Source organism: Ruegeria sp. YKSD163 (assembly GCF_059612905.1).
The window spans coordinates 22,406-48,542 of record NZ_JBXWRM010000004.1 but is presented as its reverse complement, the minus strand read 5'-3'; the positions used below and the strand labels follow the sequence as shown (position 1 = coordinate 48,542).

Sequence of the window (26,137 nt, the reverse complement as noted above, 5' to 3'; positions counted from 1 at the left end):
GGATCAGCCCCCGGCCCGGTCTTCCAGCCGGGCCACCAGCCCGGCGGGAACGCGGGTTTCGGCGAGCTGACCCAGCACCTTGGCCTTCACTTCCGAAGGCATCCGCTCATTGGCTTCGACCAGCGCCACCAGCCGGGCACGGCGCTCGTCGCTCAGCTCCAGCATCGACAGATCGGGGCTGCCCGCCTTCGCCTCGTCCCGCAAGGGGCGGACCCGGATACCGGGACCCAAGAGCGGCGTGCGGCCCAGCACCACCTCCCGCCCGGCGAGCCCCGCGCCCCGGAGCAGCACCATATCGCCCTGCCGCCGGATCAAGGTGACAGGCAATTGTTCCAACCGGTCCTCACTATCCAGAACCAGCACCGTGCCCGCCGCGTCCAGCGCCGAGGCCGGCAGGCGGACCACGTCGGCCAGCGGCGGTTCCTCGACACGGACGGTGACGAAATCGCCGGGCTTGAACCCCGGCGCCGCATCGAGACGGGCATAGATCACCCGGCCCGACTGCCCCTCACCCGCTGCCGCGCTGTCGCGGCTGACGGTTCCGGTAGCGGTCAGATCGGCCCCGGCCACATCCAGTTCGATTTCAACCGGCGCGCCGATCAGCCGACCCGCCGCATCCAGCAGGCGCGTATGCTGTGCTGTCGAGACCCGGAACACCACCTCGAGTGCGTTGGGATCGATCAGTTCCGCCAGTTTCTCGTTCACAGCCACCAACCGCCCCTCGACCAGAGTCACACCGCTGAGCGTGCCGTCGAAACGGGCGGTGACCTCGGTTTCGGTCAGATCGCGCTCGGCCTGTTCCAGAGCCAGTCGGGCGCGGGCCAACCGGGTCGCAGCCTGATCCACCCGTGCCTCGGCCTGGGCCACCGCGATACGCCGCGCCAAAACGGCTTGCCGCGCCTGGGCATCGGCCAGTTCAGCGGTCTCGGCGGCGGCGGCGCTGCCGACACCGCGTTCGACCAAGTCCCGCTGCCGCTTCATCGCCTGGGCCCGCAACGCGGACTGATCCTCGGCGGCCTGCAACTCGTCACCGGCCAGGATCAGCGCCCTTGCGGCATCGCGTTCCTCTGCCTCGGCATCCATCAGGTCGGATCGCGCGCGGTCCAGCTCGGTCTGCGGCTTGGCCGGGTCGATGCGCACCAGCACTTCGCCCATCGCGACCGCACCGCCCTCGACGAAACTGTCCGACAGGCCGATCACCCGTCCGCCCATGGCGGCACGCAGTTCCAGAGTGCGGCGGCTCTGCACCTGACCGAAGGCTTCGAGAACCGGGGTGACGGTGCCGTATTCGGCACGCTGCACGTTGACGGCAAAGACCCGTTCGCGCGCCGCCGGAGGCTTGCGGTCGCCGGCCATTCTGACCTGCACCGCCTCCATCACCAGCTGTCCGGCCCAGATCAGCAGGGCAAGCGCCACCGAAGCCAGAAAGACACCCAAAAGGCTCTGCCGCAGAAATCGCATCGGTTTTCGCACCCCGCTCGCTCAGGATCGCACTGTAACAGAACTAGCAGCGCATGGAAAAACGCCAAGCCCCAAGTGCTTGAACGGGTCGCAAAGCTATTTCCGTCGCAAGTGTTCGTCCAATCTGGGCATGATTTCCACGAAATTGCAGGGCCGGTGCCTATAATCCAGCTGTTTTTCCAGAATTCCGTCCCAGGCATCCTTGCAGGCACCGGGGCTGCCGGGCAATGCGAACAGATAAGTGCCGCCCGCCACACCACCCGTGGCGCGTGACTGTACCGCCGAGGTACCGATCTTTTCCATCGAGATCAGGGTAAAGACGGTGGCAAAGGCCTCGATCTCTTTTTCATAGACGTCGCGATGGGCCTCGACGGTCACGTCGCGCCCGGTCAGGCCGGTGCCACCGGTCGAGATGATCACGTCGATCTCAGGGTCTGCAACCCAGGCGCGCAGCTGGTCGGCAATCTGGGCGCGTTCGTCCCGGATGATACGCCGGTCGGCCAAAATGTGTCCCGCCCGCGCGATCCGGTCGACCAGAGTGTGGCCCGAGCGGTCCTCCGAGATCGAGCGGGTATCCGACACGGTCAGCACCGCGATACGGACCGGGATGAAGTCAAGGTTTTCGTCGATGCGGGACAAGGGGTCAGGTCCTTTCTAGCAGGGCAAGCCGCAGCGCCAGCGCGGCGAAAATGCCGGCGGTGAGATGGCTTAGCAGACGGCCCAATCGCGGATCGCCGGTCAGCCGTCTGCCCAACCCGCCAGCGAACTGGCCCACCATACCGTTGACGATGAATCCGCCAATCGCGATCACCAGGCCAAATGTCAAAAATTGCGTCAGGATCGGCCCGGCAGCCGGGTCGATGAATTGCGGGATGAAGGCAAGAACGAACAGGATCACCTTGGGGTTGGTGAGGTTCACCAGCATTCCGTCACGAAAGGCGCGGCGCGCAGGGCGTGCCGGCACCTCGGATGCGCTGAACTCTTGCCGCAACGCGCCCCAGGCCAGCCAGAGCAGATAGGCAACCCCGGCCCAGCGGATCACGTCGAACAGCCAGGGCATCGCCTGCACCGCAGCCCCCAGACCCAGTCCCGCGATCGAAACATGCACCATGCCACCCGCCGAAATACCGGCGCTGGCGGCCCAGCCCGCGCGCGGACCCGCGCGAAGCCCCTGCCCGAGACAGAACATCATGTCGGCCCCCGGTGTCAGGTTCAGCGCGAGCGCGGCGGGGACGAATGTAAGCAAGGTGACCGGATCGATCATGCCGGTATCTCGAACCAGTTCACTGTGGGACCAAGGTTGACGACGCGGCTGCGCCCAATCATGCCTTCGGCCCCCCAGCTGTCATGAATATGTCCGCACAGCGCCAGCCTTGGCTGAACCCGTTCGATAGCGTCGCGGATCTCGGTAGACCCGACCGAAAGCCCTGTTCCGGTCACATCGCCGATCCCCTTGGGCGGCGAATGGGTGATAAGGATATCGGCACCTGTGCAGCGGTCGAGCAGTTCGGCCGCCGCGCCCTCGGTCAGGTCGCAGGACCAGTCGCCAAAGGGGGTGGGCGGCACGCCATACCCCACACCAAACAGACGCAGACCGTCGATCCGCACACCGGACCCGTGCAGCACATGGGCACCATCGGGGGCGGCGGCGCGCAGCTCGTCGGCGCTTTCGGCGTTACCGGGCACCAGCACCAGCGGCACCATTATCCCGGCCAGCATCGCCATCGCCTGATCCAGCCCCTGCCGGCCGTTGCAATAATCGCCCGCCCCGATGACCAGATCGGCCTCAAGACTGGCGGCAACCAGATCGGCGGCCCGGGCGCGCGCCATGTGCAGATCGGAAAAGGCCAGAATGCGCATCACGCCTCCCTCAGTTTCGCCTGAAGCTCCAGCAGATCGGCCCAGGCCTGCCGCTTCATCTGCGGCTGACGCAGCAGATAGGCCGGATGAAACATCGGTAGCACCGGCAGGCCCATGGCTTGGGTCCATTGCCCGCGCAACCGGGTAATCCCGCGTCGCCCTAGCACCGTTTCGCAGCTGATATTGCCCATCAACACCAGCACCTCGGGCTTGGCCAATGCCACATGCCGTTCCAGAAACGGCTTCATCATGCCGATTTCCACCGGCAACGGGTCGCGGTTCTGCGGGGGCCGCCAGGGCAGGACGTTGGTGATATAGACGCTTTCCGACCGGCTTAGGCCGATCGCCGCCAGCATCCGGTCCAGCAGCTGTCCGGCCCGGCCGACAAAGGGACGGCCCTCGCGATCCTCGTCGCGGCCCGGCGCTTCGCCAATGATCATCACCCGTGCACCGGGCACACCATCGGCAAAGACCAGATTGCGCGCCCCGCGTTTCAATTCGCAATACTCGAACTCGGCCAGCGCAGCACGCAAGGCATCAAGCGAAGCTGCCGCTCGCGCGGCGCGCGCAGCCTCTTGGGCCGGGTCGACCTCGGGCGCCTTGGGAGGCGGCGCGGGCATCGCAGGGCGACGCGGATCGGACGTCGCCTGCGCAGATTGGCGCGGTTCGGTCTCGGTCAGCGCATAGCGATCCAGCGGCGCATCCAGGATCGTCTCGGACACACCCAGTTCGACCTGCCATTGCAGCAGGGCCAGCGCGGTATGAGGGTCAAGTGCCGATTCCATGCCCCCAATCTAACCGTCCCTGCGGCAAGGGAAAGCGGATTGGGCTGGACAGCGCGCGCGCCGGGTCTGAGCATGGGGTCATGTTCCGGTTTCACATCTGGCAGTTACCCGTTCTGCTCTGGTTCTGCGCCACGCTTCCTGCTGGCGCCGCAACCGGCGATTGCCCGCCCGGAACCTTTCGGTGCGGCGCGACAAGCTGTTGTTCAGGGGCGCAGACCTGTACCTGGGACGGCTATTGCATCCCCCTGGGCGCGACCTATTGCGGCGGTGGGCGCTCGTGCGGCCCGTTCGAGCAATGTGTGGCGGGCGGTACAGGCTGTGCCCCCAAGGGAGACGGCAGCTGCCAATCGGGCCTGACCTGCGGCCCCGGCATGACCTGCACCGCCAGTGGCAGATGTGTTCCTATCACTTCACGCGACTTGGACCTCCCGACAAACACGCCCTGCAAGGACGGGCGGGTCTGCCCGGCAGGCACTCAATGCCTCCCCGAAGGTGGATGCAGTCGCGTCGGCTGGTTCCTTTGCGAAGAGACCGGTTCGCAATGCCGCCCCGGCTTCAAATGCTCGGCCGAACGGGGCTGTGTCCCGCTCAAGGCCATTGATTGCGGGCAAGGCAAATGGTGCAAACCCGGCGAGTTCTGCCTGCCCGAAGGGGGCTGTGCGCCTTCCGACTGAGGCGACAGGCCGTATTGCCCCCGGCCCGCGCGCTTTCTATAAGCGGCGCAATCGCCTGACCGGAGCCGCCCATGTCATTTGCCCACCGACACCTGCTTGGCATCGAACAGCTGTCTCCCGCCGATATCACCGCCATTCTGGACCTGGCCGAGACCTATGTGGACCTGAACCGGCAATCGGCCAAGCATTCCGACGTGCTGTCGGGGCTGACCCAGATCAACATGTTCTTTGAAAACTCCACCCGCACACAGGCCAGTTTCGAACTGGCGGGCAAGCGGCTGGGCGCGGATGTGATGAACATGTCGATGCAGGCAAGCTCGATCAAGAAGGGCGAAACCCTGATCGACACCGCGATGACATTGAACGCGATGCATCCCGACTTGCTTGTCGTGCGGCATCCGCATTCGGGCGCCGTGGACCTGCTGGCGCAGAAGGTCAATTGCGCGGTGCTGAACGCGGGCGACGGGCGGCACGAGCATCCGACACAGGCGCTCTTGGACGCGCTGACGATCCGCCGGGCCAAGGGGCGGCTGCACCGGTTGAACATCGCCATCTGTGGTGACATCGCCCACAGCCGCGTGGCCCGCTCGAACCTGATCCTGCTGGGCAAGATGGAAAACCGGATCCGCCTGATCGGCCCGCCGACGCTGGTTCCCGCCCACTTCGCCGAGTTCGGCGCCGAGGTTTATGACGACATGCGCGAGGGGCTGAAAGACGTCGACGTGGTGATGATGCTGCGCCTTCAGCGCGAGCGGATGGATGGCGGTTTCATCCCGTCTGAGCGCGAGTATTACCACCGCTACGGGCTGGATCGCGACAAACTCGGATTGGCCAAGGCGGACGCCATCGTGATGCATCCCGGCCCGATGAACCGGGGGGTCGAGATCGACGGAACGCTGGCCGACGACATCAACCGCTCGGTGATCCAGGAACAGGTGGAAATGGGCGTCGCCGTGCGTATGGCGGCGATGGAACTGCTGGCCCGCAACCTGCGAGAGGCCGCATGACCCGGCTGAATGTATCCGCAAACGAGCATGGCATGATCCGCCTCTATTCCCTCGACATGCGGCCCGAGGAGGCGCGGTTCCTGCAAGAGCCGGGTGCGGTGGCGCAGCTATTGGGGGCCGAGACGCTCGACATGGATCAGGTCGAGGTTTTCCCTATTTCGGATCTAGAGGAACTGGGCCTTGATGGATATCTGGCCGAGGGGCTTGGCGTGCCCGAGGATCAGTTCGACCGGGCAGAGTTGCGGGCGCGTACCGGTTGGGTGCTGATGCTGCGCAGCCGGGCCTTTGAAGGGCGGGCGCTGGACCTGCCGCTGCCTGCGATGCTCAAGCCCATCGGGACGTATCGCGAGGCCGGGACTGATTGGTCCGGCACCTCGATAGAGACCGCCAGCGCCCTGCCGCATTCCGCGCCCCGCCTGTCACCGCGCGCAGCACGGCGCAAGGCCAGTAAGATCGGTCTCACCCTGTTTGTCATCATCATGACTCTGATCATCGCGGGGCTGGCATGGCTGATCCTGTGATCCGATTTGTCGCGGACAGGCAAGCCTATCTGCGCAATCACACCTGGATGGCAGCGATTGCGATGGGTGGTGCAATGGCAGTGCTTTGGGCGTTAGGCAACCCATATATCTGGACCGGTGCGCCGGCGGGGCTGGCGGCGATTGCCCTGCGCGGCTGGTACCTTGCATCCGAAGAACTGGCGGTGGTGTGGGAGATCTCTGAGGGCACACTTAGCGGGCCTGGCCCTCGTGTTCCGCTCTCTCAGATCGAAACCGTGCGCACCATGGGCAGCTATGTTCAGGTGGTCACCAAGGGCGGTGACAAGCACCTGATCAAATACCAGGCGAACCCGGCCGCCACCAAGACCGCCATCGAAAGGGCGATGATATGAGCGATATCCTCTTCACCAATGCCCGGCTGATCGACCCCGAGGCGGGCACCGACGAGCGCGGCGCGCTGCTGGTCGAGGGCGGGCGGATCGTGGCGCAAGGCCACGAGATCGGAGTGCCCAAACATGTCGAGGTGGTCGATTGCGGCGGCAAGTGCCTGGCCCCCGGTATCGTCGATATCGGCGTCAAGGTGGGTGAACCGGGCGAGCGCCACAAGGAAAGCTACAAGTCGGCAGGACAGGCTGCGGCGGCGGGCGGTGTCACCACCATCATCACCCGCCCCGACACCAACCCGGCCATCGACACGCCCGAAGCGCTGGAATTTGTCACCCGCCGGGCGCAGGCGGACACGCCGGTCAATGTGCTGCCGATGGCGGCACTGACCAAGGGGCGGCAGGGCCGCGAGATGACCGAGATCGGGTTCCTGCTGGATGCGGGCGCGGTGGCGTTCACCGATTGCGACCATGTGGTCGCCAATACCAAGGTGTTTTCCCGCGCGCTGACCTATGCCAAGTCCTGCGGCGCGCTGGTCATCGCGCATCCTCAGGAGCCGGGGCTGAGCGAGGGGGCGGCGGCCACCAGCGGCAAGTTCGCGGCGCTCTATGGCCTGCCCTCCGTGTCGCCCATGGCCGAGCGGATGGGGCTGGATCGCGATATCGCGCTGTTGGAAATGACGGGAGCGAAATACCACGCCGACCAGATCACCACGGCGCGCGCCCTGCCCGCGCTGGAACGGGCCAAGAAGAACGGACTTGATATCTCGGCTGGCACTTCGATCCACCACCTGACGCTGAACGAACTGGATGTGTCGGGCTATCGCACCTTCTTCAAGGTCAAGCCGCCCCTGCGCAGCGAAGACGACCGGCAGGCGGTGATCGAGGCGGTGCGTACGGGCCTGATCGACACGATCAGTTCCATGCACACGCCGCAGGACGAGGAAAGCAAGCGGCTGCCCTTTGAGGAGGCCGCCAGTGGTGCGGTGGCGCTGGAAACCCTGCTTCCAGCGGCACTCAGGCTTTACCACGCGGGCCAACTGGACCTGCCGACCCTGTTCCGGGCCATGGCGCTGAACCCGGCGCGGCGGCTGGGGCTGGCGTCGGGACGGATGAGCGCGGGGGCACCCGCCGATCTGGTGCTGTTCGACCCGGATGTACCCTTTGTACTGGACCGGTTCACGCTGAAATCGAAATCGCAGAACACTCCGTTTGACGGCCAGCGGATGCAAGGTAGGGTGCTGGCAACCTATGTCGCGGGCCTGCCCGTCTATCGGAGAGACTGATGCCCCCAATCGATACCGCCTCCAATGCGCTGATCCTCTGGGCCTTGATCGGCTACGGTCTGGGTTCGATCCCCTTTGGACTTCTGCTGTCACGCATCATGGGTCTGGGCAACCTTCGCCAGATCGGTTCGGGCAATATCGGTGCCACCAACGTGCTGCGCACCGGCAGCAAGAAGGCGGCGGCACTGACCCTGCTATTGGACGGCGGTAAAGGGGCGCTGGCGGTGTTGCTGGCGCGGGTGTTCGCTGGCGAGGATGCCGCACAACTGGCGGCGCTGGCAGCGTTCCTGGGCCATTGCTATCCGGTCTGGCTGGGCTTCAAGGGGGGCAAGGGAGTCGCCACCTTTCTGGGTCTGTGGCTGGCATTGGCCTGGCCTGTCGGCATCGCCTGCTGTCTGACCTGGCTGGTCGTTGCCCTAGCCACCCGCATCTCTTCGCTCAGCGCGCTGGCAGCGGCGGCCAGCTCGACGCTGTGGCTGGTCTTTCTTGGCCATGGCACGACGCTGTTCCTAGGCATCGCGTTGACCCTGCTCGTCTATTGGCGTCACAGCGCCAATATCGCCCGCCTCAAGGCCGGCACCGAGCCGCGCATCGGACAGAAATCCAGTTGACCCCCATCCCGGCGGCGCTGACCTGTCTGCGGAACTGGCCGCTCGGCACGCATCACGGTCGGTCCGGAGGCAAGCGCTATCTGGTTTGCAAGACCGTCTTTGCGGGGGGACGCTCGATCAAGCTGGTCGCGCACGAGCGCGGCAGCAACGATTACATCAGCCTTTGTTTCTACGACCTGACCGCAGGACCGCGGCTGGCGCCCTGCGAGATGCCGCTGGACAAGGTCCTGAACTTTCTAAGCCAGCTGCGCCGCGAGGGAAACCGGGGCTAGGTCCTGCTGCTCCCGACGTGCTCACCCACACAACACGCCCACTCAAAAAGAGTTGCTTTGAACGTGATCGGGGGATCTCCCAGATCAGGGTCACCGCGGCGCAATTACGCCGTGCGGGATCAAAGGGACCCTATCGCACATCGATCGCCATGGGCCCAACAACGCGAAAGGCACTTAGAATGAACACTCTCAAATCCTTCATCGGCGGCGTCGCCCTGTCGCTGACGCTGGCCGGTTCGGCCATGGCAGCCGGTGTCGACCTGAACGCCAGCTCGACCGGTCTGGCACTGCAAGGCTATGACCCGGTGGCCTATTTCACCGTGGGCGAAGCCACTGAAGGCGACTGGAAGATCACTTCGGTCTATCATGATGCCACCTATCGCTTTGCCAGCGCCGAGAACAAGGCGACGTTCGAGGCGAACCCGGAAGCCTATCTGCCCGCTTATGGTGGTTACTGCGCCTTTGGTGCAGCGATGGGCTTCAAGTTCGATGGCGACCCGGACAACTGGAAGATCGTCGACGACAAGCTGTACCTGAACCTGTCCGACGAGATCCAGGCCAAGTGGGAAGAGGACGTCCCCGGTTTCATCGTGAAGGCCAACGCCAACTGGACCGATATCGCCGACAAGAGCCCAGCCGAGCTGCAGAACTGAGTTCGGTTGCGACATCAAGAACGGCGGCAGAGCGATCTGCCGCCGTTCTCTGTTTGAGGGAGGAAAGGAAATCGCCTGCGGGTGGTTCTCACAAAGCTCGGCAGAGCGAAGACTTCTAAAACGCCAAGCTTCCGCTCCGGCCATGGGTCGGCAAAACCCGCTCTGATCTCGTCTCCCGCCGGACTGACAGTGAAGTGCGATGTGAAATAGGGGGCTTCTCAAAGAGCAGCGGGTCGATTGTCATGGAGGGACGTACGACCAAGGTTGGCGACGGTGGCATCCACCTTTTCGGCGAAACACAAGGTAGGTGCCAGCAGAGGGACAGACAGAAGAATGGGTTTCATGGTGTCCCCTTTCGGTTCAGTCTACGGGCTCCATAGCGGGAAAGACCCAGCTGCCATCGAGGATCTCGGCGCGCGGCTCGTAGAGCCGGACCGTATAGTTCCAGCCTGGCGTGATGGGGATGCAATTGATCCGCGCGTCCTCGCAGCCGCCGAAGTGGATGGTGTAGGAGCCGTCCTCATTCGGGGTGGCCGAAGTGTTGTTGTAGCTGTTCCGCCCCAGTTCGTTGGGCGCGAGGAAGCCGTCGGCGTCGTAGACGGTGATCGACCAGAAGGCATCCACCGGCACGTCGCGCAGCGTCACTGCATGGGGAGTCTCACCGTCATTCTTGTCGACGGCGTCGACAAAAGCACTGGCCGTCGTGGCCGGTTGCCCCGCCCAGCCCGCCATCCCGATCAGATGGCCAAGCGGGTCCACCTCGTCGCGACGGCCAAAGGCGATGCTGGCATCGAGGCCGACGGCGGCGGCAAGGTCACTGACCGCCTTCCTCGCTGCTGCAAGGTTTTCAAGGTCCCAATCCGGCGCCTCGAAGGGGCCGCTTCCTCCACCATCGAGGCGTATTCCATCCTGCACGGCATGGGCGCGCGCGGCATCGCTGGGGTCGCCCGCGTCGACAAAGGTGCGGAACAGGAGCATCGCGAAACGGGTCCCGACCTCGTCCTCGGTCAGTTCATAGGCACCTGGTTCAGCATAGGCGAAGTTGTAGTGGTCCTGGCTGATCACCAGCACCGACTGGAACCGCCCGTCGCCCTCGGGCAGCGTCACCGTCACTGGCTCGGACAGGTCGATGATGGCGGCCGAATACAAGGTGTCCTGGTTGGGCCGGATGATCGGCTGCGGTTTGTCGGCGGAGGTTACTTCGCGCTCATGGGCGATCTCGCCGACGCTGGTCCCGTTGGTCTGCATGGTGAGCCGGAACATCGTATCGCTCTCGGCGCGCATGACATTCTGGATCGTGATGTCCTCGGCGAGGACTGGCTCGGGTGCGCAGAGCGCAATGGCAACAAGAAGATATCGCATGTTCGTTGTCCTATTTGAGTCAGTTCACCGGCTGAACTTTGGGGAAGGTCCACGATCCGTCGAGGACCTCCGGAGCCGCCCGGTAGAGCCGCACGGTGTATTGCCACCCGTCGACGAGCGGCAGGCAATTCACACGCCCTTCGTCGCAGCCGCCCAGATGCACGGTCATGCTGCCGTCCGCGTTGCGCGTCCCGCTGACAGAATTTACGACATAGGCGCCGAGCGCATTCGGCGCGAAATAGCGGTTCGCATCGTAGACACTGACCGACCAGAAGTCTTTGACCGGAACATCGGCGGGCACCTCGATCTTGTATTCGCCCACGGGAAGTCCCGGCACGACCCCGAGATAGAGTGCCTCATCCTCGGGCAACCCGCCCCAGCCCCCGGCCGTCCCGATGAAATGCCGCACCGGATCGACATCCTCTTTCTTGCCGAACATGCGGAAACTGTCCGGCAGGTAGGCGCCGATACCGACGGCGGCCTTCACAAGCCCCGAGTAGCTCTCTTCGTCATAGGGCGGTACAATGAAAGGCTCTGACGATGCGGCCTCAATCGACATCTGGTCCTGGATCGCATGCACGGTGGCCAGGTCCGCCGGGTCGGTCGCATCCAGCAGTACCCGCAGGTAGACGGCGACATAGGGCGTGTCGAACGTATCCATGTCGAGCGCATAGGTGCCGCCGCCGTGGAAGACCTTGTTGAGGTAGTGATCCTGGTTGATGACCATCGCCGACATATAGCGGTCGCCGACATCGGGAAGGGTGAAGTTGGCGCCCTCGCTGATATCGATGATCGCGGTGCTATAGAGCGTATCCCGGTTCGCGCTGATGGTCGTCTGGTTGTCAACGGGCATCAAATCGCGGAAGTGGTAGAACTTGTTCACCCCTCCGGCGAGAGCAACATATTTGCCGAACTCGATGTCTGTCGCGGCACGGATAAAATTGTCCACCGTGACCGGGATTTCCCTGCTGTCGGCAAGCTGGTCCATTGAGGCGTCGAAGTTCTGGGCTTGAGCGGGACCAGAGACGATCGCGGCCAGAAATGCCAGAAACGCAAATCTGCGGATCACCAATTGTTTACCTTTCATGAGTCGCCTCCCAGATCTTCGTTTGCCTCGCGTTTTATCATAGTGCCACCGGTCATTTTGTGACAAAGAGACGCCGTGAGACAGAAGTTGGTCAACATCATCGAACTGGCGCACGTCGTGGACATTCTCGACGGCTTCGCCCCGAAACACGTCGTCGAGAGTGCGCTCCGATCGGCTGGCCTCGACCGAAAAATGCTCTCAGAAGGAACCGGGTTTGTCTCCTACGCGGCGGAGGCCGTCATACTGGAGTCCATCGCCCGCACGATAGGCGATCGCCATCTGGGCGCCAGGGTTGGCCAAGCCTTCGACTACTTGGCCTACGGAGCCTATGCGAACTACGTGCTGGGCGCACCCGATCTGCGATCTGCGCTTGAACGCGGGCGACGCGCGTTGTCGCTGACGCATCCTGGCTCTGAAATCGTCATCCGACAGACTGACACGCACCTGGTTGTCGGACGAGACTCGAAGGGCTTGTCGGTCGTCGGCCACCGGCACCTTGATGAAGGGGCGCTATTCGTTATCTCAAAGGTGGTCAGGTATTTCCTCGGGGCGGACTGGCGGCCCGATTGGCTCGAACTTCCCGATGGGCATAGCGATGACAAATCAAAGCTAGCAGATCTGCTCGGCGCACCTGTGAGGACCGGCGCCCGGTCTCCGTCCGTCGCAATCCGGCTAAGCGACCTAGCCACGCGAAACCCTCAACCGATGCTAGCTCAGAAAACTATTACACTGGAGGAGCTTGGAGCTCTCATGGGTGTTGAGCCGGTTCAATCCATGGAGAGCGCGGTCCTACAGATCATGCGCGCTCATTTTCCGACAAATGTGCCTTCCGAAAGCAAAGTTGCGGCCCATCTTGCGATCGGCCCAAGGTCTCTTCAAAGGGCACTTGGCGCAGAAGGGACGTTATTCAGAAAGATCCGCTCTATGTTCATCGAGGAGCAGGCACGCGAAATGCTTCGGAACTCTGACATTCCGATCGAACAGATCGCCGCAATGCTGGGGTACAAAGAGCCGAAGAGCTTTCGCCGTGCGTTCAGGGAGTGGACCGGTTCGTCACCAAAGAGCTTCCGGGGAAGTCGGAACGGCGCTGTTGCACAAATCGGGGTCTGAGCGCGGTTCTTGTCGGTCCTCGAACCCAAGCCAACCCTCAAGCCAAGTTGTTCTGACAGAGCCTAGGTGTCGGTGGCGGAGCCGATGGGATTCGAACCCACGAGACCCTTCCGGGCCTACTCCCTTAGCAGGGGAGCGCCTTCGACCACTCGGCCACAGCTCCGCTGACCCGTTTATGGATTTCATCACCCGAGGACAAGGCGAAATTGCGGGTTTTTTTGTACGCTCTGGCGATTTGTTCATGTCTCGGCGGAGTCAGGCGCCGCCACCGCCAGGGCAGTCATGCTGGCCGAAACCTGCTCCAGAAACTGAGCGCCCATCGCTGAGATCGGACGGCCCCGTGCCGTGACGACGATGACATCCAATAGGATGCGAGGTAAAAACCGACGCAGGACATAGCCGTTGTGATCGTCGCTGGACAAGGTGAACGGGTCGACCAGCGTAACCCCAAGCCCCTGCTTCACCAGGTTGAGCGCGTTGCGGAACAGGTCTGTCTGGCAGCGAATTCTCAGGTTGGCGCCTTCGCGATGAAACGCCTCACGGGCGCGGCGGGTCACCATATGGTCTGCGCCCATGACGATGAAGGGTACATCGTCCAGCAGCGTGGGCGTCAGTTCATCGTGCCGGGCCAGAGGACTGTCGGCGGGCACCGCGCATTGGATTTCGAAGAAGAACGGGATCCAGTCCAGGCCATCGGTTCGGACAGGCTGTTCGCAGATACCGATCTCGAACAGGCCGGCCATGACCCAGTCCTGAATCTTGGCCGAGTATTGCGACTGAAAGGCGACGGTCAGGTTAGGTTTGTCGGCAGCAAACCTCGCGATCTGCTCAGGCAGAAAGCCAAAGGCCATGGCGTGGTTGGTGGCCACCTGCAACTGCCCGGCCTTCTGGTTCTGCAGATCGACCACCGCCTGATTGACCTGGCCCAACCCGCGCATCACCGTGTCGATCTCGTCGAACAGAACCATTGCCTCGGGCGTCGGCAACAGGCGACCGCGATTGCGTTCAAAGAGTTTGAGACGGGTTTGCCGCTCCAACTGCGCCAGCAGATTGGAAATGGCGGGCTGCGAAACACCCAACCGTTCGGCGGCACCTGTCACCGTGCCGATCTCGATGATGGCGTGAAACGCCTGATAGTGGCGAAAGAAGCGGCTCATATAACTTAGGTTATCATCAGAAGTGATGCCTTGTGCAAATATTAGTATTGGAAATGATGCAAAAGCTTCCGCACACTCTCCTTGGGTCAACGGGGAATAAAGATGGGCGATCTTGAGCAAAAGATCATAGGATTGGATCTTTGGCATCTGGCCTTGCCTGTCGTGTCCGCGCGCGATCACGGGATCGGCCGGGTCGAGGGAAGTTGCGAAATCGTCGTGCTGCGCCTTGTGGCCGAAGGTGGCGTCGAGGGATTTGGCGAGGCCTCGCCTTGGTCGGTCTTTACCGGCACGCCCGAGGCCAGCTATGCGGCGCTTGATCGATACCTGCGTCCGCTCGTCATCGGGCGGCGGGTCAGCGACAGGATTGCGATCATGGAAGAGGCTGCCCGCGCTGTCGCCCATTGCACCGAGGCCAAGGCGGCGCTGGACACCGCCTTGCTGGACTTGGCGGGCCGCATTGCGAACCTGCCGGTTTGGGCGCTGCTTGGCGGAAAATGCCGCGACACGATCCCGCTCAGCTGTTCCATCGCCAACCCGGATTTCGACGCCGATATCGCGCTGATGGAGCGGTTGCGCGCGGACGGCGTCGGACTGATCAAGCTCAAGACCGGCTTTCGCGACCATGCATTCGATATCATGCGGCTGGAACGGATCGCGCGCGACTTCCCCGAGTTCCGGGTGCGTGTCGACTACAATCAGGGGCTGGAGATCGAAGAGGCGGTGCCGCGTGTGCTGGATGTGGCGCGGTTCCGGCCCGATTTCATCGAACAGCCGGTGCGCGCGCATCAGTTCGAGCTGATGGCCCGGCTGCGTGGGATGAGCGATGTGCCCCTGTTGGCGGATGAGAGCGTCTATGGCCCCGAGGACATGGTGCGGGCCGCACGCGAAGGGATCTGCGACGGCGTCTCGATCAAGATCATGAAATCCGGTGGGCTGACGCGGGCCCAGACAGTGGCCCGGATCGCCGCAGCCAATGGGCTTATGGCCTATGGCGGCGACATGTTCGAGGCCGGGCTGGCGCATCTGGCCGGCACCCATATGATCGCCGCCACTCCGGAAATCACCTTGGGATGCGAGTTCTATCAGGCCAGCTATTTCCTAAAGGAGGACATCCTTGAAACCCCGTTCCGGGTTGATGCGGGACAGGTCATCGTGCCTGACGGGCCGGGTCTGGGCGCCCGGGCTGATCCCGACAAGCTTGATTACCATGCCGTCAGGAAATCGGAATGACTCATTCGATGGCAACTTATCGACATTTTGTTGACGTTTTGGAAATGTGTGGCATGCTGACACTTAGGGAATCGGATATGGCCCGTGCTTTTGCCGGTTGGGGAGAAACATGACGGATACCGCAAAGACCATTGCGATCATCGGCGCTGGTATCGTCGGGGTGTCCACCGCGATCTGGTTGCAGCGCGACGGGCACAAGGTGGTGCTGATCGACCGCGCCGGACCGGCCGAAGGCACGTCATACGGAAATGGTGGCGTGCTGGCCTCTTGTGCGATCGTACCGGTGAGCACGCCGGGCCTGATCGGCAAGGCGCCCAAGATGCTGTTCAACCCGAACGAACCCTTGTTTCTGCGGTGGGGATATCTGCCCAAGCTGACACCTTGGTTATTGCGGTTCCTTCGCCGGGCCAATGCAAGCGACGCGGCGCATACAGCAGCGGCGATGGCGCCCATCATCGGCGACAGTCAGGCCGACCATCTGGCGCTGGCACAAGGAACCGGCGCCGAGAAATGGGTGGTGCCGTCTGACTATCTGTTCCTCTACAACGACCGCGCCCACTATCTGGGGGATGCGTTCACCTGGGACCTGCGGCGGCAGAACGGCTTTGCCTGGGATGAGATGGAGGCCGAGGAGTTCCGTGGATATGATCCGGTCTTCTCCTCCGATCTGCGCTTTGCCATCCGTCTCAAGGATCACGGGCGCATCACCGATCCGGGCCAATACGTCAAGGATCTGGCCGCGCATGTGGTGGCCTCGGGCGGGCAGCTGATCCAGGCCGATGTCGAGGATATCGCGCGAGAAAACGGCCGTGTCACCGGGGTGCGCGCCGGTGGCCAGACCATCCCCTGCGATGCTGCCGTTGTCGCCACCGGGGTCTGGTCCGGGCCGCTGGCCAGGAAACTGGGGCTCGACGTGCCGCTCGAGGCCGAGCGCGGCTATCATATCGAGTTCTGGAACCCGAATTTCATGCCGAAATCGCCGGTTATGGTGGCCGCGCGCAAATTTGTCGCCACTCCGATGGAAGGTCGTTTGCGACTGGCCGGGGTGGTCGAGTTCGGCGGGCTCGAGGCGGGGCCGTCCCGTGCCCCGATCGAGTTGCTCAAGCGCAGCGCGGCGGCGGTGTTTCCCGGCCTCAAGGCCGACGAGGTGACCGAATGGCTGGGCCACCGTCCGGCGCCCGCGGATTCGATCCCGGTGATCGGCGAACTGCCGCATCTCAAGGGCGCCTATACCGGCTTTGGTCATCACCATGTCGGCCTGACCGGCGGCCCGAAAACCGGCCGCATCCTGGCACAGCTCATCTCGGGGCGGCAGCCCAACATTGACCTGAGCGTCTATTCACCGGCACGCTACACGAAGGCCGGGCAAAACTGAGAACCATAAAACGAACCAACCAACTAGGGAGACTACGATGAAAAAACTGACAACTCTTCTTGCGGCGACGGCGCTGACCTCGGTTGCGGCCCTGTCCGCCACTGCTGAAACGTGGGACATGCCGCTGGCCTATTCCGGCTCGAACTTCCATTCGGTGACCGCGGCCGAATTCGGCAATTGCGTCACCACCGGCACCGGTGGCGAGATCGAGATCGTCACCCATCCCTCGGGCTCGCTGTTCAAGGGCGCCGATATCAAGCGCGCCGTGCAGACCGGGCAAGCGCCGATCGGAGAGCGCCTGTTGTCGGGCCACCAGAATGAGAACGCGCTGTTCGGCTTTGACTCGGTGCCCTTCCTCGCCACCTCGTTTGACGATGCCGACAAGCTGTGGAAAGCCGCCAAAGAGCCGCTGTCCGCGCTGCTGGCCGAGCAGAACCTGACCCTGCTCTACTCGGTGCCGTGGCCGCCGCAGGGCCTGTATTTCAAGAACGAGGTGAACTCGGTCGCCGACATGAAGGGCATCAAGTTCCGTTCGTACAACAACGCCACCTCGCGGCTGGCGGAACTGACCGGCATGTTGCCGGTCACCATCGAGGCGGCCGAGATCAGCCAGGCCTTTGCCACCGGTGTGGCGGATTCGATGATCTCGTCGGGCTCCACCGGATATGACCGCAAGGTCTGGGAGTCGCTGAACTATTTCTACGAGGTCGATGCCTGGCTGCCGCGCAACTACGTGTTCGTGAACTCGGATGTGTGGTCGGGCGTAAGCGATCAGAACAAGAACGTGATTCAGGCCTGTGCCGGGCTGGCCGAATACGCCGGCAACTGGCGGTCCAAGGAATACACAGGCTTTACCCTTCAGGGCCTGCGTGACGGCGGCATGACCGTCGGCCCGGCTTCGGATCAGCTGGTGGGTGAGCTGAAAGAGATCGGCGTGACCATGACCAGCGAGTGGCTCGAAGCCGCCGGTGATCAGGGCAAGGCCATCGTCGACGCCTTCAAGGCCGACTAAGCGATGGGATGCGGCGCGGGCGGCGGGTTGTCCGCCGCCCGCCTCGATCCGGCTGATTTTTCCGAAACGGAGGATGTGTCATGGCGCTTCTGAGAGGTTTGCGCAGCGGATTGGATTTGCTTTATCTCATCGCTGGCGTTCTGGCCGCGATGTGCCTGGTCGGCATATTGGGTCTGATCGTGGTGCAGATGCTGGCCCGCTGGACCGGTGAAGTGTTTCCGGGTGCACCGGACTATGCAGGTTACGCCATGGCAGCGGCCTCGTTCCTGGCCTTTGCCAACGCGCTGAACCGGGGCAGTCATATCCGCGTTTCGATCCTGCTCAACGCGGTGCCCGACGGGCTGCGCCGCTGGATCGAGGTCTGGTGTTTCGGCATCGGCACGGCGGTGATGTGGTACTTCGTCTGGTACGCCTATCGCTTTGTCTATTGGAGCTGGAAGTTCAACGACATCAGCCAGGGACAGGACCGCACTCCGCTGTGGATCCCGCAGTCGGCGATGCTCTTGGGCGCCGTGATCCTGGCCATCGCGCTGACCGACCACCTGATCCACGTCATCTTCAAGGGCGATCACCGCATCACGCGTGACCTCGCCGACCAGAGCCACGGGGAGTAGGCGGCGATGGAAAACCTTTCGGTCATCATTCTGTTTCTCTTCGTCCTCTTCACCCTTCTGGGCACTGGCGTCTGGGTCGGGCTTGCGCTGATGGGTGTGGCCTGGGTCGGGATGGAGCTGTTCACCACCCGCCCCGTGGGCGATGTCATGCTGACCACGATCTGGTCGGCCTCCTCCAGCTGGACTCTGACAGCGCTACCGATGTTCATCTGGATGGGAGAGATCCTGTATCGAACGCGCTTGTCCGAGGACATGTTCAAGGGTCTTTCCCCATGGATGGCACCGCTGCCCGGTGGGCTGGTGCACACCAATATCGTCGGCTGTACCGTCTTTGCCGCCGTGTCGGGTTCGTCCGCGGCCACGCTGACCACCGTGGGCAAGATGTCGATCCCTGAATTGCGCAAGCGCAAATACCCCGAGCGAATGATCATCGGCACGCTGGCCGGGGCGGCAACGCTGGGCCTGATGATCCCGCCCTCGCTGACGCTGATCGTCTACGGCGTCACCATCAACGAGTCGATTACCAAGCTGTTCTTTGCCGGTATCCTGCCGGGGCTGGTGCTGGCGGCGATGTTCATGGGCTATGTCGCGATCTATTCCCGGATCGGCAAGGACTGGAGCCCCAATCCCGAACCCAAGCTGAGCTTTGCCGACAAGATCCGCAACTCGCGGTTTCTGGCGCCGGTGATCACGCTGATCGTGGTGGTGATCGGGTCAATGTATCTGGGCTATGCCACCGCGACCGAGGCTGCTGCATTCGGTGTCATCGGTTCGCTGCTCTTGGCGCTGGGACAGGGATCGCTGAGCTGGAAGACCTTTGCCGAAAGCCTGATGGGCGCCACCCGCACCAGCGCGATGATTGCGCTGATCCTTGCAGGCGCTGCCTTTCTGTCGCTGTCGATGGGCTTTACCGGCCTGCCGCGCGGGCTGGCCAACCTGATCGCCGCCTGGGATCTGTCACGGTTCGAGCTGCTGATGGTGCTTCTGGTCTTTTACGTCATCCTGGGCTGTTTCCTCGACGGTATCTCGTCCGTGGTGCTGACCATGGCGGTTGTCGAGCCGATGATCCGCGATGCGGGCATCGACCTGATCTGGTTCGGCATCTTCATCGTCGTCGTGGTCGAAATGGCGCAGATCACACCGCCCATCGGTTTCAACCTGTTCGTGTTGCAGGGGATGACCAATCACGAGATGAGCTATATCGCCCGCGCCGCCATCCCGATGTTCCTGATCATGGTGCTGATGGTGTTCGTGCTGATCCTGTTCCCGGACCTGGCCACCTGGCTGCCAGATAATCTCAGGGCGGGTCCGGGGCAATAGCGCCCGGACGGCGAGGGAGCAGGGACGATGCAACAGGCGCTGGCCTTTGTTGCCCGGCATGGCAGGCTGGGCTTGATGGTGGGGCTGGCCGCTGGCCTGGCGCTGCCCGGGCTGGCGGCGCTGATGCGGCCCTGGATCCCGCAACTGGTGGCGCTGTTGCTGTTCCTGACTGCCTTTCGCATCGGCCCGGTCGATGCGGCGGGCTCGCTGGCGGACCTGACCCGCACCGCCCGCCGGGTTCTGGTGCTCCAACTGGCACTGCCAATCCTGTTCCTGTTGGGTCTGCGCCTGCTTGGCCTGCCGGTTACGCCGCTTGCGCTGGTAGCGGCGCTGGTGCTGGCTGCGCCCTCGGTCACTGGCTCGGCCAATTTCACCATCCTGCTGGGGCATGACCCGGCGCCGGCGCTGCGGCTCTTGATTCTGGGCACGGCGCTGTTGCCGCTGACCGCGATCCCGGTGTTCTGGCTGTTGCCCGCCTTTGGCGACCCGGCCGAGGTGTTTGGCGCCGCCCTGCGCCTGCTGGCGGTCATCCTTGCGGCGGCGGGCTGCGGTTTTGCCCTGCGCCATTGGGGTGCGCGGCATCTGAGTGACCTCAACCGCCGCGCGATGGATGGGCTGACAGTGATCGCGCTGGCGGTGATCGTGATTGCGCTGATGTCTGCGGTCCGCCCGGCCATGACCGAGCGCCCGGCCGAACTGGCCTTTTGGCTGCTGGCAGCCTTTGCCATCAATCTGGGCGGGCAGACCCTGTGTTATCTGACCCTGCGCGCCAGAGGCGGGGCCGATCCGGTGCCCACCTCGATCGTTGCGGGCAACCGCAACTTCGCTCTGTTCTTTGTTGCGCTGCCCAGCGAAGTGACCGAGCCGCTCTTGATCTTTCTGGGATGCTACCAGTTTCCCATGTACCTGACCCCGACCCTGATGCGGAGGCTATATGACCCGCGCTGATCCCTTTCCCCTGATACGGACTGTTGGTCTGGATGGTGTGCTCGTCACCTTTGCCGACACCATGACCGAACCGTCGAACCGGGCCGCGCTGGCCTTTCGCGGCGCGCTACACGAGGCTGGGTGGGAGGGCGTAGTGGAAAGTTCGACCTCGCTCGCCTCGGCCTATCTGCGCTTTGACCCGCTGCGGCTGAGCCATGCCGAGGTGCAGGCCCGGCTGGCTGCCCTGCTGGCCGAACGCGACTGGTATGCCGCGCCGCTGCCCTCGGGCCGCAAACTGTGGCGGGTGCCCACGGTCTATGGCACCGATCTGGCGCCGCAGTTGGAGGATGCCGCCGCCGCCGCCGGTCTGGACGTCGATGAGGCGGTGCGCCGTCTGGCGCAGTCGCGCGTGCGGGTGCTGACCATCGGCTTTGCCCCCGGCCAGCCCTATCTGGGTCCGCTGGCGCCCGAGTTCGACATTCCCCGCCTGCAACAGCTGACCCCGATGGTGCCCGAGGGCGCGCTGGTCTGCGCCATCCGCCAGCTCATCGTCTTTGCCGGGCCCACACCCACCGGCTGGCGTCATATCGGACAGACCGCGTTCCGCTGTTTCCGACCGGGGATGGAGCCGACATTTGCCCTCAACCCCGGCGACGAGATGGTGTTCGAGCCCATCGAGCGGGCGGAACTGGACCATATCCGCGCCCATAACGAGGACGACACAGGCGGTGCCACGGTCGAGGAGATCGCGGCATGAGCCTGATCGTCCGCCGCATCGGCCCCGCCTGCACCATCCAGGACCAGGGGCGCGAAGGCTACCTGGATCAGGGCCTGTCGCGCTCGGGCGCGGCCGATCTGCGCGCACTGCATGAAGGGGCCGCGCTCTTGCGTCAGAAACCCGACCTGGCGGCGCTGGAGATGGCTGGCATGGGCGGCGAGTTTGAAGCCACCGCACCTGTGCGCATCGCGCTCACCGGCGCGCCCATGCAGGCCAGCATCGACGGCAGCCCGGTCGCCTGGAACGCCTCGCACGCGCTGGCCAAGGGGCAGCGGCTGAGCATCGGCGCGGTGCTGAGGGGCGGCTATGGATATCTGCACCTGGGCGGCGGCATTGCGAGCGAGCCTTTTCTCGGCTCGCGCTCGGCGCATCTGGCGGCGCGGGTCGGCCGCGCGGTGGCGGTGGGCGATACGCTGGAAAACGGGCCGGACAAGGGCGAGGCGGGCATGAAGATCGCCGCCGAAGACCGGTTCGGTGGCGGCACCCTGCGGGTGGTGGCCAGTTTCCAGACCGCGCTGTTCGATGCAGAGACGCTGGCCCGGTTCGAGGCGACCGAGTTCCGCCGTGGCCCGCGCGCCAACCGGATGGGGATGCAGCTGGACAGCGACGGTCCGGGTTTTGCCGCCAAGGGGCAGCTCAACATCCTGTCCGAGGTGATCTCGCCCGGTGACATCCAGATGACCGGCACCGGCAACCCGTTCATCCTGTTGCCCGAATGCCAGACCACGGGTGGCTATCCCCGGATCGCGACCGTGCTGCCCTGCGACCTGCCGCGTGCGGCACAGACGCCGCCGGGGGGCGCGGTCCGCTTTCAGTTCGTGTCGCTGGACGAGGCCGTAAGCTTGCATGCGGCCTGGCTCAAGGATCTTGCGCGTCTTTCCTCGCGGGTCGAACCGCTGGTGCGCGACCCGCATGACATTCCCGACCTTCTGTCCTACCAACTGATCAGCGGCGTCGTGTCCGCCACCGACTGAGGAGCATACCATGACCCAAGTGGACCTGAACGCCGACATGGGCGAAAGCTTTGGCCCCTGGAAAATGGGCGACGATGACAGCCTGTTGAAAATCATCACCTCGGCCAATATCGCCTGTGGCTTTCATGCCGGTGACCCGGACGTGATGGCGAAAACCATGGCGCTCGCGGCGGAAAACGGCGTGGGTATCGGTGCGCATCCGGGTTTTCCCGACCTGCAAGGGTTCGGTCGCCGCAACATGAAGGTGCCGCATGACAGCCTGCGCAACATGGTGCGCTACCAGCTGGGCGCGGCGCTGGGCATGGCGCGGGCGGTGGGCACGCAGGTCCGGCATCTGAAACTGCACGGGGCGCTGGCCAACATGTGCTCGGTCGATCAGGACATGGCGCGTGCCTGTTATCAGGGCGCGCTGGATGTGGACCCCGATATCATCATCATGGTGCTGGCGGTCACCAAACAGGAACAGGCGGTGCGCGAACTGGGCTGCAAATGGGTGGGCGAGATCTTTGCCGACCGCGCCTATAACGATGACGGCACGCTGGTCGACCGGTCGCTGCCCGGCGCGGTGATCCATGACCCGGGCGTGGCCGGGCCGCGCATGCTCGAAATGGTGCGCGCGGGTGCCATCATCACCGAAAGCGGCAAACATCTGGAGACCTCGGTAGACACGATCTGCCTGCATGGCGATGGGCCGACCGCCGTCCAGATCGCCCGCTCGGTGCGCCGGTGTCTTGAAGAGGGCGGCGTCAGAGTCGCGGTATTCGAACGCTGAGCGAGCGGGAAAAGAAAAGGCCGCAGCTTGGGACTGCGGCCAATATTCACGAGGTCGTCGTGTGCCGGGCCTTATGACGGCCCGATCATGAAACAGGTGACGTTGCGGGCCTGAAGCCGACGGCAGGCGCGGTCGGCCTGATCGCGGGTCATGCCCTGGAACGTCGCTTCGAACCCTTTCGAGGACTGGTGCACCTTGCGCAGCGAACCGTCCAGTGTCGACACTTCGGCCAGCGCGGTGCGCAGCAATACCTTTTCCGCGTCATATCGGTTGGGATAGCGCCCGATATTGATGCCCCAAAGATGCCCGCCCGAGGTCGACAGGCGGGTAACCACCTCGCGCTCGGGTTCTGGTTCGACATCGGGTTCCGACACGGCCAGGATCAGGTTCTCGGGCCGCATGCTGGGCCGAACGCCAGGATCCGGTGTGTCCGGCGCCTGTCGTGTCACGACATCGGCCTCGGCCATGGCGGCGTTGATGCCAGCCTGAATGCGGTCTTCGTCCTGGCGTGCGGTTTCGGCAACCGCCTGTGCCACCACGGTGGCGATCGCGCCGCCCGGCCGCTGATTGGGGCGCAGGCTGCTGGTGGGGGCACCGGCCACGCGAACGGTTTTCGACGTTTCCCCGACTTCGCCTGCATATAGCGGCATGTCGGGGCGGCGGATTGGCGCACGCGACGGCGCCTTGCGGAAACCGAGATCAAGCAACTCGGCGACCTTGGCGTTACGCGCGGTGCTCGATTTGCCACCAAAAACGGTGGCGATCACCCGTTCGTCGCCGCGCTTGGCCGAGGCGACAAGGTTGAAGCCGGCCGCCTGAGTATAGCCCGTCTTGATCCCGTCGGCACCCTGATAGGCGTCCAGCAAGCGGCGGTTGGTATTGGCAACGGTCTTGATCCCGGCGCTGGTCTGCCGCCGCGAGAACAGGTTGTAATATTGCGGGTAATCATACAGCAGATGCCGCCCCAGCGTGGTCATGTCACGCGCGGTGCTGAGATGGCCGGATTCGGTCAACCCATGGGCGTTCTTGAACGTGGTGCGCGTCATCCCCAGCGCCTTGGCGGTGCGATTCATGCGCCGGGCAAAGGCCGCCTCGGACCCGGAGATCGCAATCCCGATAGAGGTGGCGGCATCATTTGCCGATTTCACCGCCGCGGCCCGCACCAGATAGCGAAAGGCGATTTTCTGACCCGCACGCAGGCCCAGTTTCGAGGGCGGCTCCTTGGCGGCGAAAGGGTCGATCCGCACCTGGGTATCCATGGTCAGCTCGCCATTCCGGACCGCTTCGAAGGCGATGTAGAGCGTCATCATCTTGGTGAGAGAGGCCGGGTGCAGGCGGGTGTCGGCATTGGTGGCATGCAGCACCTCTCCGGTGCGGGCGTCTATCACCATCGCGGCATAGGGGGCTGCCCTGACCACGCCGGCTAGAGCCGCGATCATCCAGACCGCGAAGAAAAAAATCAGGCCCAAACGGGCCGGCATTGTTTGCCGAACCTGCACGATCATTGCCTCTGTCTGCCTCAGGCCGCCGGTTTCCGGCTGGCTCGGTTATTCTTCTTGGAGCAAGGCTAACACAGTGGATTCCCGAAATAAACCCGCTGGCTGCACGCTTGGGCGGAAATTCCTCCTCTCTGATTAACTACATTTAGGGTAGGATGTCCTGCCTGCCCCAACACCGGCGATCATGGCATTTTTATGGCGCCTGAAGCCGCGATTCGAACCCGACGGTTTCGTGACTCAGATCACGCTGGCCCCGGTTTCGGCTCAGCCCAGCTGCGCCACAAACTCTGCCAGAGCGCCCAGGTCGGGAAGGCTGTGAAACCGGGACCGATCCGACGGCGGATCGGCTTTCTCGATCTCCCATTCCAGCCCATGCGGCACAAAAACACCCCAGGCCCCGGCCTGTATTGGCGCGATAACGTCCGACCGCATGGAGTTGCCCACCATCATCGCCCGCCCGGCCCCATCACCATGGCGAGCAAAGACGGTCTGATAGGTGCGGGCCGTCTTTTCCGAGACGATCTCGACCCCGTGGAACAGCTCACCCAGCCCTGACTGCGCCAGCTTGCGTTCCTGATCGATCAGATCACCCTTGGTAATCAATAGAACGCGATGGGTTTCGGCCACTGCCTCGACTGCGGCGCGGGCATGCGGCAACAGCTCGATCGGGTGCGCCAGCATCTCTTGCCCGGCCTCGATCAACTGCCGGATCACGGCTGCGGGCACCCGGTCGTCGGTCACCTCAATTGCCGTTTCGATCATCGACAGGGTGAACCCTTTTACCCCGTAGCCGTAGTGACGGATGTTGCGCTTCTCAGCGGCCAACAGCCGCTCCATCAAGTGGTCGGCCTCAGCGAAATCGGCCAGCAAACCGGCGAAATGCGCCTGTGTCATCTGAAAGAAGCGCTCGTTATGCCAGAGCGTATCGTCCGCGTCGAACCCCACCGTTGTCAGATTCTGCGCCATCTGTCGCGTTTGCTTTCTCTTTTCCATTTCCACGCTAAGGTTATATAAGCTTGCGACCAAACCGAACCCGGAATCGGATACGCGCACCCCATGAACGCACAACTGCACATGATGTCGGACAAGCATGACCAGGACAACGATGCCTCGGTCCTGTTGCAGACGCGCCCCAGGACCAAGCGCCCGCCGCTGTACAAGGTGCTGCTGTTGAACGACGACTACACGCCGATGGAATTCGTCGTGCATGTGCTGGAACGGTTCTTTGGCATGAATCACGCCCAAGCGTTCGAAATAATGCTCACCGTGCACAAGAAGGGGGTCGCGGTTGTCGGTGTGTTCAGTCACGAGATCGCCGAGACCAAGGTTAGCCTGGTGATGGATTTCGCCCGCCGTCATCAGCACCCGCTGCAATGCACCATGGAAAAAGAGGACTGATGCCGCGCCATTTGCGCCGCTGCGTCCCGG

At 63.5% G+C, this 26,137-nt stretch carries 28 protein-coding genes and 1 tRNA gene; 18 read left to right on the top strand and 11 right to left on the bottom strand.

The annotated features are described in order from the left end of the window. Positions 1–3: 3 nt before the first annotated feature. The 5 genes from AC2FNA_RS07045 to AC2FNA_RS07025 all read right to left on the bottom strand — a co-directional run bounded on the left by AC2FNA_RS07045 (position 4) and on the right by AC2FNA_RS07025 (position 4,106). Complete coding sequence (locus AC2FNA_RS07045) at positions 4–1,461, bottom strand: efflux RND transporter periplasmic adaptor subunit (protein ID WP_496825323.1); 1,458 nt, start codon at positions 1,459–1,461, stop codon at positions 4–6. Between the two features lie 96 nt (positions 1,462–1,557). Further along, positions 1,558–2,100, bottom strand: a complete 543-nt coding sequence (moaB, locus tag AC2FNA_RS07040) for a molybdenum cofactor biosynthesis protein B (protein ID WP_496825322.1) — start codon at positions 2,098–2,100, stop codon at positions 1,558–1,560. A 4-nt stretch (positions 2,101–2,104) separates the two neighbouring features. Beyond that, positions 2,105–2,725 (bottom strand): LysE family translocator, encoded by a 621-nt coding sequence (locus tag AC2FNA_RS07035; RefSeq protein WP_496825321.1) that lies wholly within the window; start codon positions 2,723–2,725, stop codon positions 2,105–2,107. Continuing rightward, complete coding sequence (locus tag AC2FNA_RS07030; protein WP_496825320.1) at positions 2,722–3,321, bottom strand: metallophosphoesterase family protein; 600 nt, start codon at positions 3,319–3,321, stop codon at positions 2,722–2,724. Before AC2FNA_RS07030 ends, AC2FNA_RS07035 begins: the two co-directional genes overlap by 4 nt. After that, entirely contained in the window at positions 3,321–4,106 is a 786-nt protein-coding gene (locus AC2FNA_RS07025) for a uracil-DNA glycosylase (RefSeq protein WP_496825319.1), read from the bottom strand. Before AC2FNA_RS07025 ends, AC2FNA_RS07030 begins: the two co-directional genes overlap by 1 nt. A 745-nt stretch (positions 4,107–4,851) precedes the next feature. Between AC2FNA_RS07025 and AC2FNA_RS07020 the strand changes: the two genes are divergently transcribed. From AC2FNA_RS07020 to AC2FNA_RS06990, 7 genes are all read left to right on the top strand, one after another. Continuing rightward, positions 4,852–5,787, top strand: a complete 936-nt coding sequence (locus AC2FNA_RS07020) for an aspartate carbamoyltransferase catalytic subunit (RefSeq protein WP_496825318.1) — start codon at positions 4,852–4,854, stop codon at positions 5,785–5,787. Then, a complete protein-coding gene (locus AC2FNA_RS07015; protein WP_496825317.1) occupies positions 5,784–6,308 on the top strand; it encodes a hypothetical protein in 525 nt (174 codons plus the stop codon). The genes AC2FNA_RS07020 and AC2FNA_RS07015 overlap by 4 nt, the downstream gene beginning before the upstream one ends. Further along, complete coding sequence (locus AC2FNA_RS07010) at positions 6,293–6,679, top strand: hypothetical protein (RefSeq protein ID WP_496825316.1); 387 nt, start codon at positions 6,293–6,295, stop codon at positions 6,677–6,679. The genes AC2FNA_RS07015 and AC2FNA_RS07010 overlap by 16 nt, the downstream gene beginning before the upstream one ends. After that, positions 6,676–7,956: a dihydroorotase gene (pyrC, locus tag AC2FNA_RS07005; protein ID WP_496825315.1), complete on the top strand. Its 1,281-nt coding sequence runs from the start codon at positions 6,676–6,678 to the stop codon at positions 7,954–7,956. The genes AC2FNA_RS07010 and pyrC overlap by 4 nt, the downstream gene beginning before the upstream one ends. Continuing rightward, on the top strand, positions 7,956–8,567 hold the full coding sequence (plsY, locus tag AC2FNA_RS07000) for a glycerol-3-phosphate 1-O-acyltransferase PlsY (RefSeq protein WP_496825314.1): 612 nt from the start codon (positions 7,956–7,958) through the stop codon (positions 8,565–8,567). The genes pyrC and plsY overlap by 1 nt, the downstream gene beginning before the upstream one ends. Next, entirely contained in the window at positions 8,564–8,839 is a 276-nt protein-coding gene (locus tag AC2FNA_RS06995; protein ID WP_496825313.1) for a hypothetical protein, read from the top strand. Before plsY ends, AC2FNA_RS06995 begins: the two co-directional genes overlap by 4 nt. A gap of 179 nt (positions 8,840–9,018) precedes the next feature. After that, a complete protein-coding gene (locus tag AC2FNA_RS06990; RefSeq protein WP_234142485.1) occupies positions 9,019–9,492 on the top strand; it encodes a YHS domain-containing (seleno)protein in 474 nt (157 codons plus the stop codon). A gap of 360 nt (positions 9,493–9,852) precedes the next feature. Here the strand turns inward: AC2FNA_RS06990 and AC2FNA_RS06985 are convergent, their stop codons facing one another. After that, positions 9,853–10,854 carry a DUF1214 domain-containing protein gene (locus AC2FNA_RS06985; protein WP_496825312.1) on the bottom strand — a complete coding sequence of 334 codons (1,002 nt, stop codon included), beginning with the start codon at positions 10,852–10,854 and terminating at the stop codon, positions 9,853–9,855. A gap of 19 nt (positions 10,855–10,873) precedes the next feature. Continuing rightward, positions 10,874–11,941, bottom strand: coding sequence for a DUF1214 domain-containing protein (locus AC2FNA_RS06980; RefSeq protein WP_496825311.1), 1,068 nt, complete (start codon positions 11,939–11,941; stop codon positions 10,874–10,876). A gap of 75 nt (positions 11,942–12,016) precedes the next feature. Between AC2FNA_RS06980 and AC2FNA_RS06975 the strand changes: the two genes are divergently transcribed. Continuing rightward, the gene (locus tag AC2FNA_RS06975) at positions 12,017–13,051 is read left to right on the top strand and encodes an AraC family transcriptional regulator (RefSeq protein ID WP_496825310.1); all 1,035 of its coding nucleotides are present in this window, start codon (positions 12,017–12,019) and stop codon (positions 13,049–13,051) included. Positions 13,052–13,124: 73 nt separating this feature from the next. Here the strand turns inward: AC2FNA_RS06975 and AC2FNA_RS06970 are convergent. Continuing rightward, positions 13,125–13,214: transfer RNA gene (locus tag AC2FNA_RS06970), tRNA-Ser, on the bottom strand. 76 nt (positions 13,215–13,290) lie between these two features. Continuing rightward, positions 13,291–14,208 (bottom strand): LysR family transcriptional regulator, encoded by a 918-nt coding sequence (locus AC2FNA_RS06965; protein ID WP_496825309.1) that lies wholly within the window; start codon positions 14,206–14,208, stop codon positions 13,291–13,293. A gap of 102 nt (positions 14,209–14,310) precedes the next feature. On the opposite strand from AC2FNA_RS06965, the gene AC2FNA_RS06960 reads away from it, so the two are divergent. The 9 genes from AC2FNA_RS06960 (at position 14,311) to AC2FNA_RS06920 (ending at position 23,210) form a co-directional block, all read left to right on the top strand. Further along, the gene (locus AC2FNA_RS06960) at positions 14,311–15,438 is read left to right on the top strand and encodes a muconate cycloisomerase family protein (RefSeq protein ID WP_496825308.1); all 1,128 of its coding nucleotides are present in this window, start codon (positions 14,311–14,313) and stop codon (positions 15,436–15,438) included. Positions 15,439–15,547: 109 nt separating this feature from the next. Beyond that, positions 15,548–16,813: an NAD(P)/FAD-dependent oxidoreductase gene (locus tag AC2FNA_RS06955; protein ID WP_496825307.1), complete on the top strand. Its 1,266-nt coding sequence runs from the start codon at positions 15,548–15,550 to the stop codon at positions 16,811–16,813. A gap of 37 nt (positions 16,814–16,850) precedes the next feature. Next, positions 16,851–17,825, top strand: a complete 975-nt coding sequence (locus tag AC2FNA_RS06950; RefSeq protein WP_496825306.1) for a TRAP transporter substrate-binding protein — start codon at positions 16,851–16,853, stop codon at positions 17,823–17,825. Positions 17,826–17,905: 80 nt separating this feature from the next. Beyond that, on the top strand, positions 17,906–18,439 hold the full coding sequence (locus AC2FNA_RS06945; protein ID WP_234137140.1) for a TRAP transporter small permease: 534 nt from the start codon (positions 17,906–17,908) through the stop codon (positions 18,437–18,439). A 6-nt stretch (positions 18,440–18,445) separates the two neighbouring features. Then, positions 18,446–19,759, top strand: a complete 1,314-nt coding sequence (locus AC2FNA_RS06940) for a TRAP transporter large permease subunit (protein ID WP_234216134.1) — start codon at positions 18,446–18,448, stop codon at positions 19,757–19,759. 27 nt (positions 19,760–19,786) lie between these two features. Then, a complete protein-coding gene (locus tag AC2FNA_RS06935) occupies positions 19,787–20,707 on the top strand; it encodes a hypothetical protein (RefSeq protein WP_496825305.1) in 921 nt (306 codons plus the stop codon). Further along, positions 20,694–21,443 carry a 5-oxoprolinase subunit B family protein gene (locus tag AC2FNA_RS06930; protein ID WP_496825304.1) on the top strand — a complete coding sequence of 250 codons (750 nt, stop codon included), beginning with the start codon at positions 20,694–20,696 and terminating at the stop codon, positions 21,441–21,443. Before AC2FNA_RS06935 ends, AC2FNA_RS06930 begins: the two co-directional genes overlap by 14 nt. After that, on the top strand, positions 21,440–22,438 hold the full coding sequence (locus AC2FNA_RS06925) for a 5-oxoprolinase subunit C family protein (protein ID WP_496825303.1): 999 nt from the start codon (positions 21,440–21,442) through the stop codon (positions 22,436–22,438). Before AC2FNA_RS06930 ends, AC2FNA_RS06925 begins: the two co-directional genes overlap by 4 nt. Positions 22,439–22,448: 10 nt before the next feature. Further along, positions 22,449–23,210, top strand: a complete 762-nt coding sequence (locus AC2FNA_RS06920; RefSeq protein WP_496825302.1) for a LamB/YcsF family protein — start codon at positions 22,449–22,451, stop codon at positions 23,208–23,210. A gap of 71 nt (positions 23,211–23,281) precedes the next feature. Here the strand turns inward: AC2FNA_RS06920 and AC2FNA_RS06915 are convergent, their stop codons facing one another. Both AC2FNA_RS06915 and AC2FNA_RS06910 read right to left on the bottom strand, forming a co-directional pair. Further along, positions 23,282–24,691 (bottom strand): D-alanyl-D-alanine carboxypeptidase family protein, encoded by a 1,410-nt coding sequence (locus AC2FNA_RS06915; RefSeq protein ID WP_496825301.1) that lies wholly within the window; start codon positions 24,689–24,691, stop codon positions 23,282–23,284. A gap of 282 nt (positions 24,692–24,973) precedes the next feature. Next, entirely contained in the window at positions 24,974–25,675 is a 702-nt protein-coding gene (locus AC2FNA_RS06910; RefSeq protein WP_496825300.1) for an HAD family hydrolase, read from the bottom strand. Between the two features lie 90 nt (positions 25,676–25,765). On the opposite strand from AC2FNA_RS06910, the gene clpS reads away from it, so the two are divergent. After that, on the top strand, positions 25,766–26,107 hold the full coding sequence (gene clpS / locus AC2FNA_RS06905) for an ATP-dependent Clp protease adapter ClpS (protein ID WP_496825299.1): 342 nt from the start codon (positions 25,766–25,768) through the stop codon (positions 26,105–26,107). The last annotated feature ends 30 nt before the right edge of the window (positions 26,108–26,137 follow it).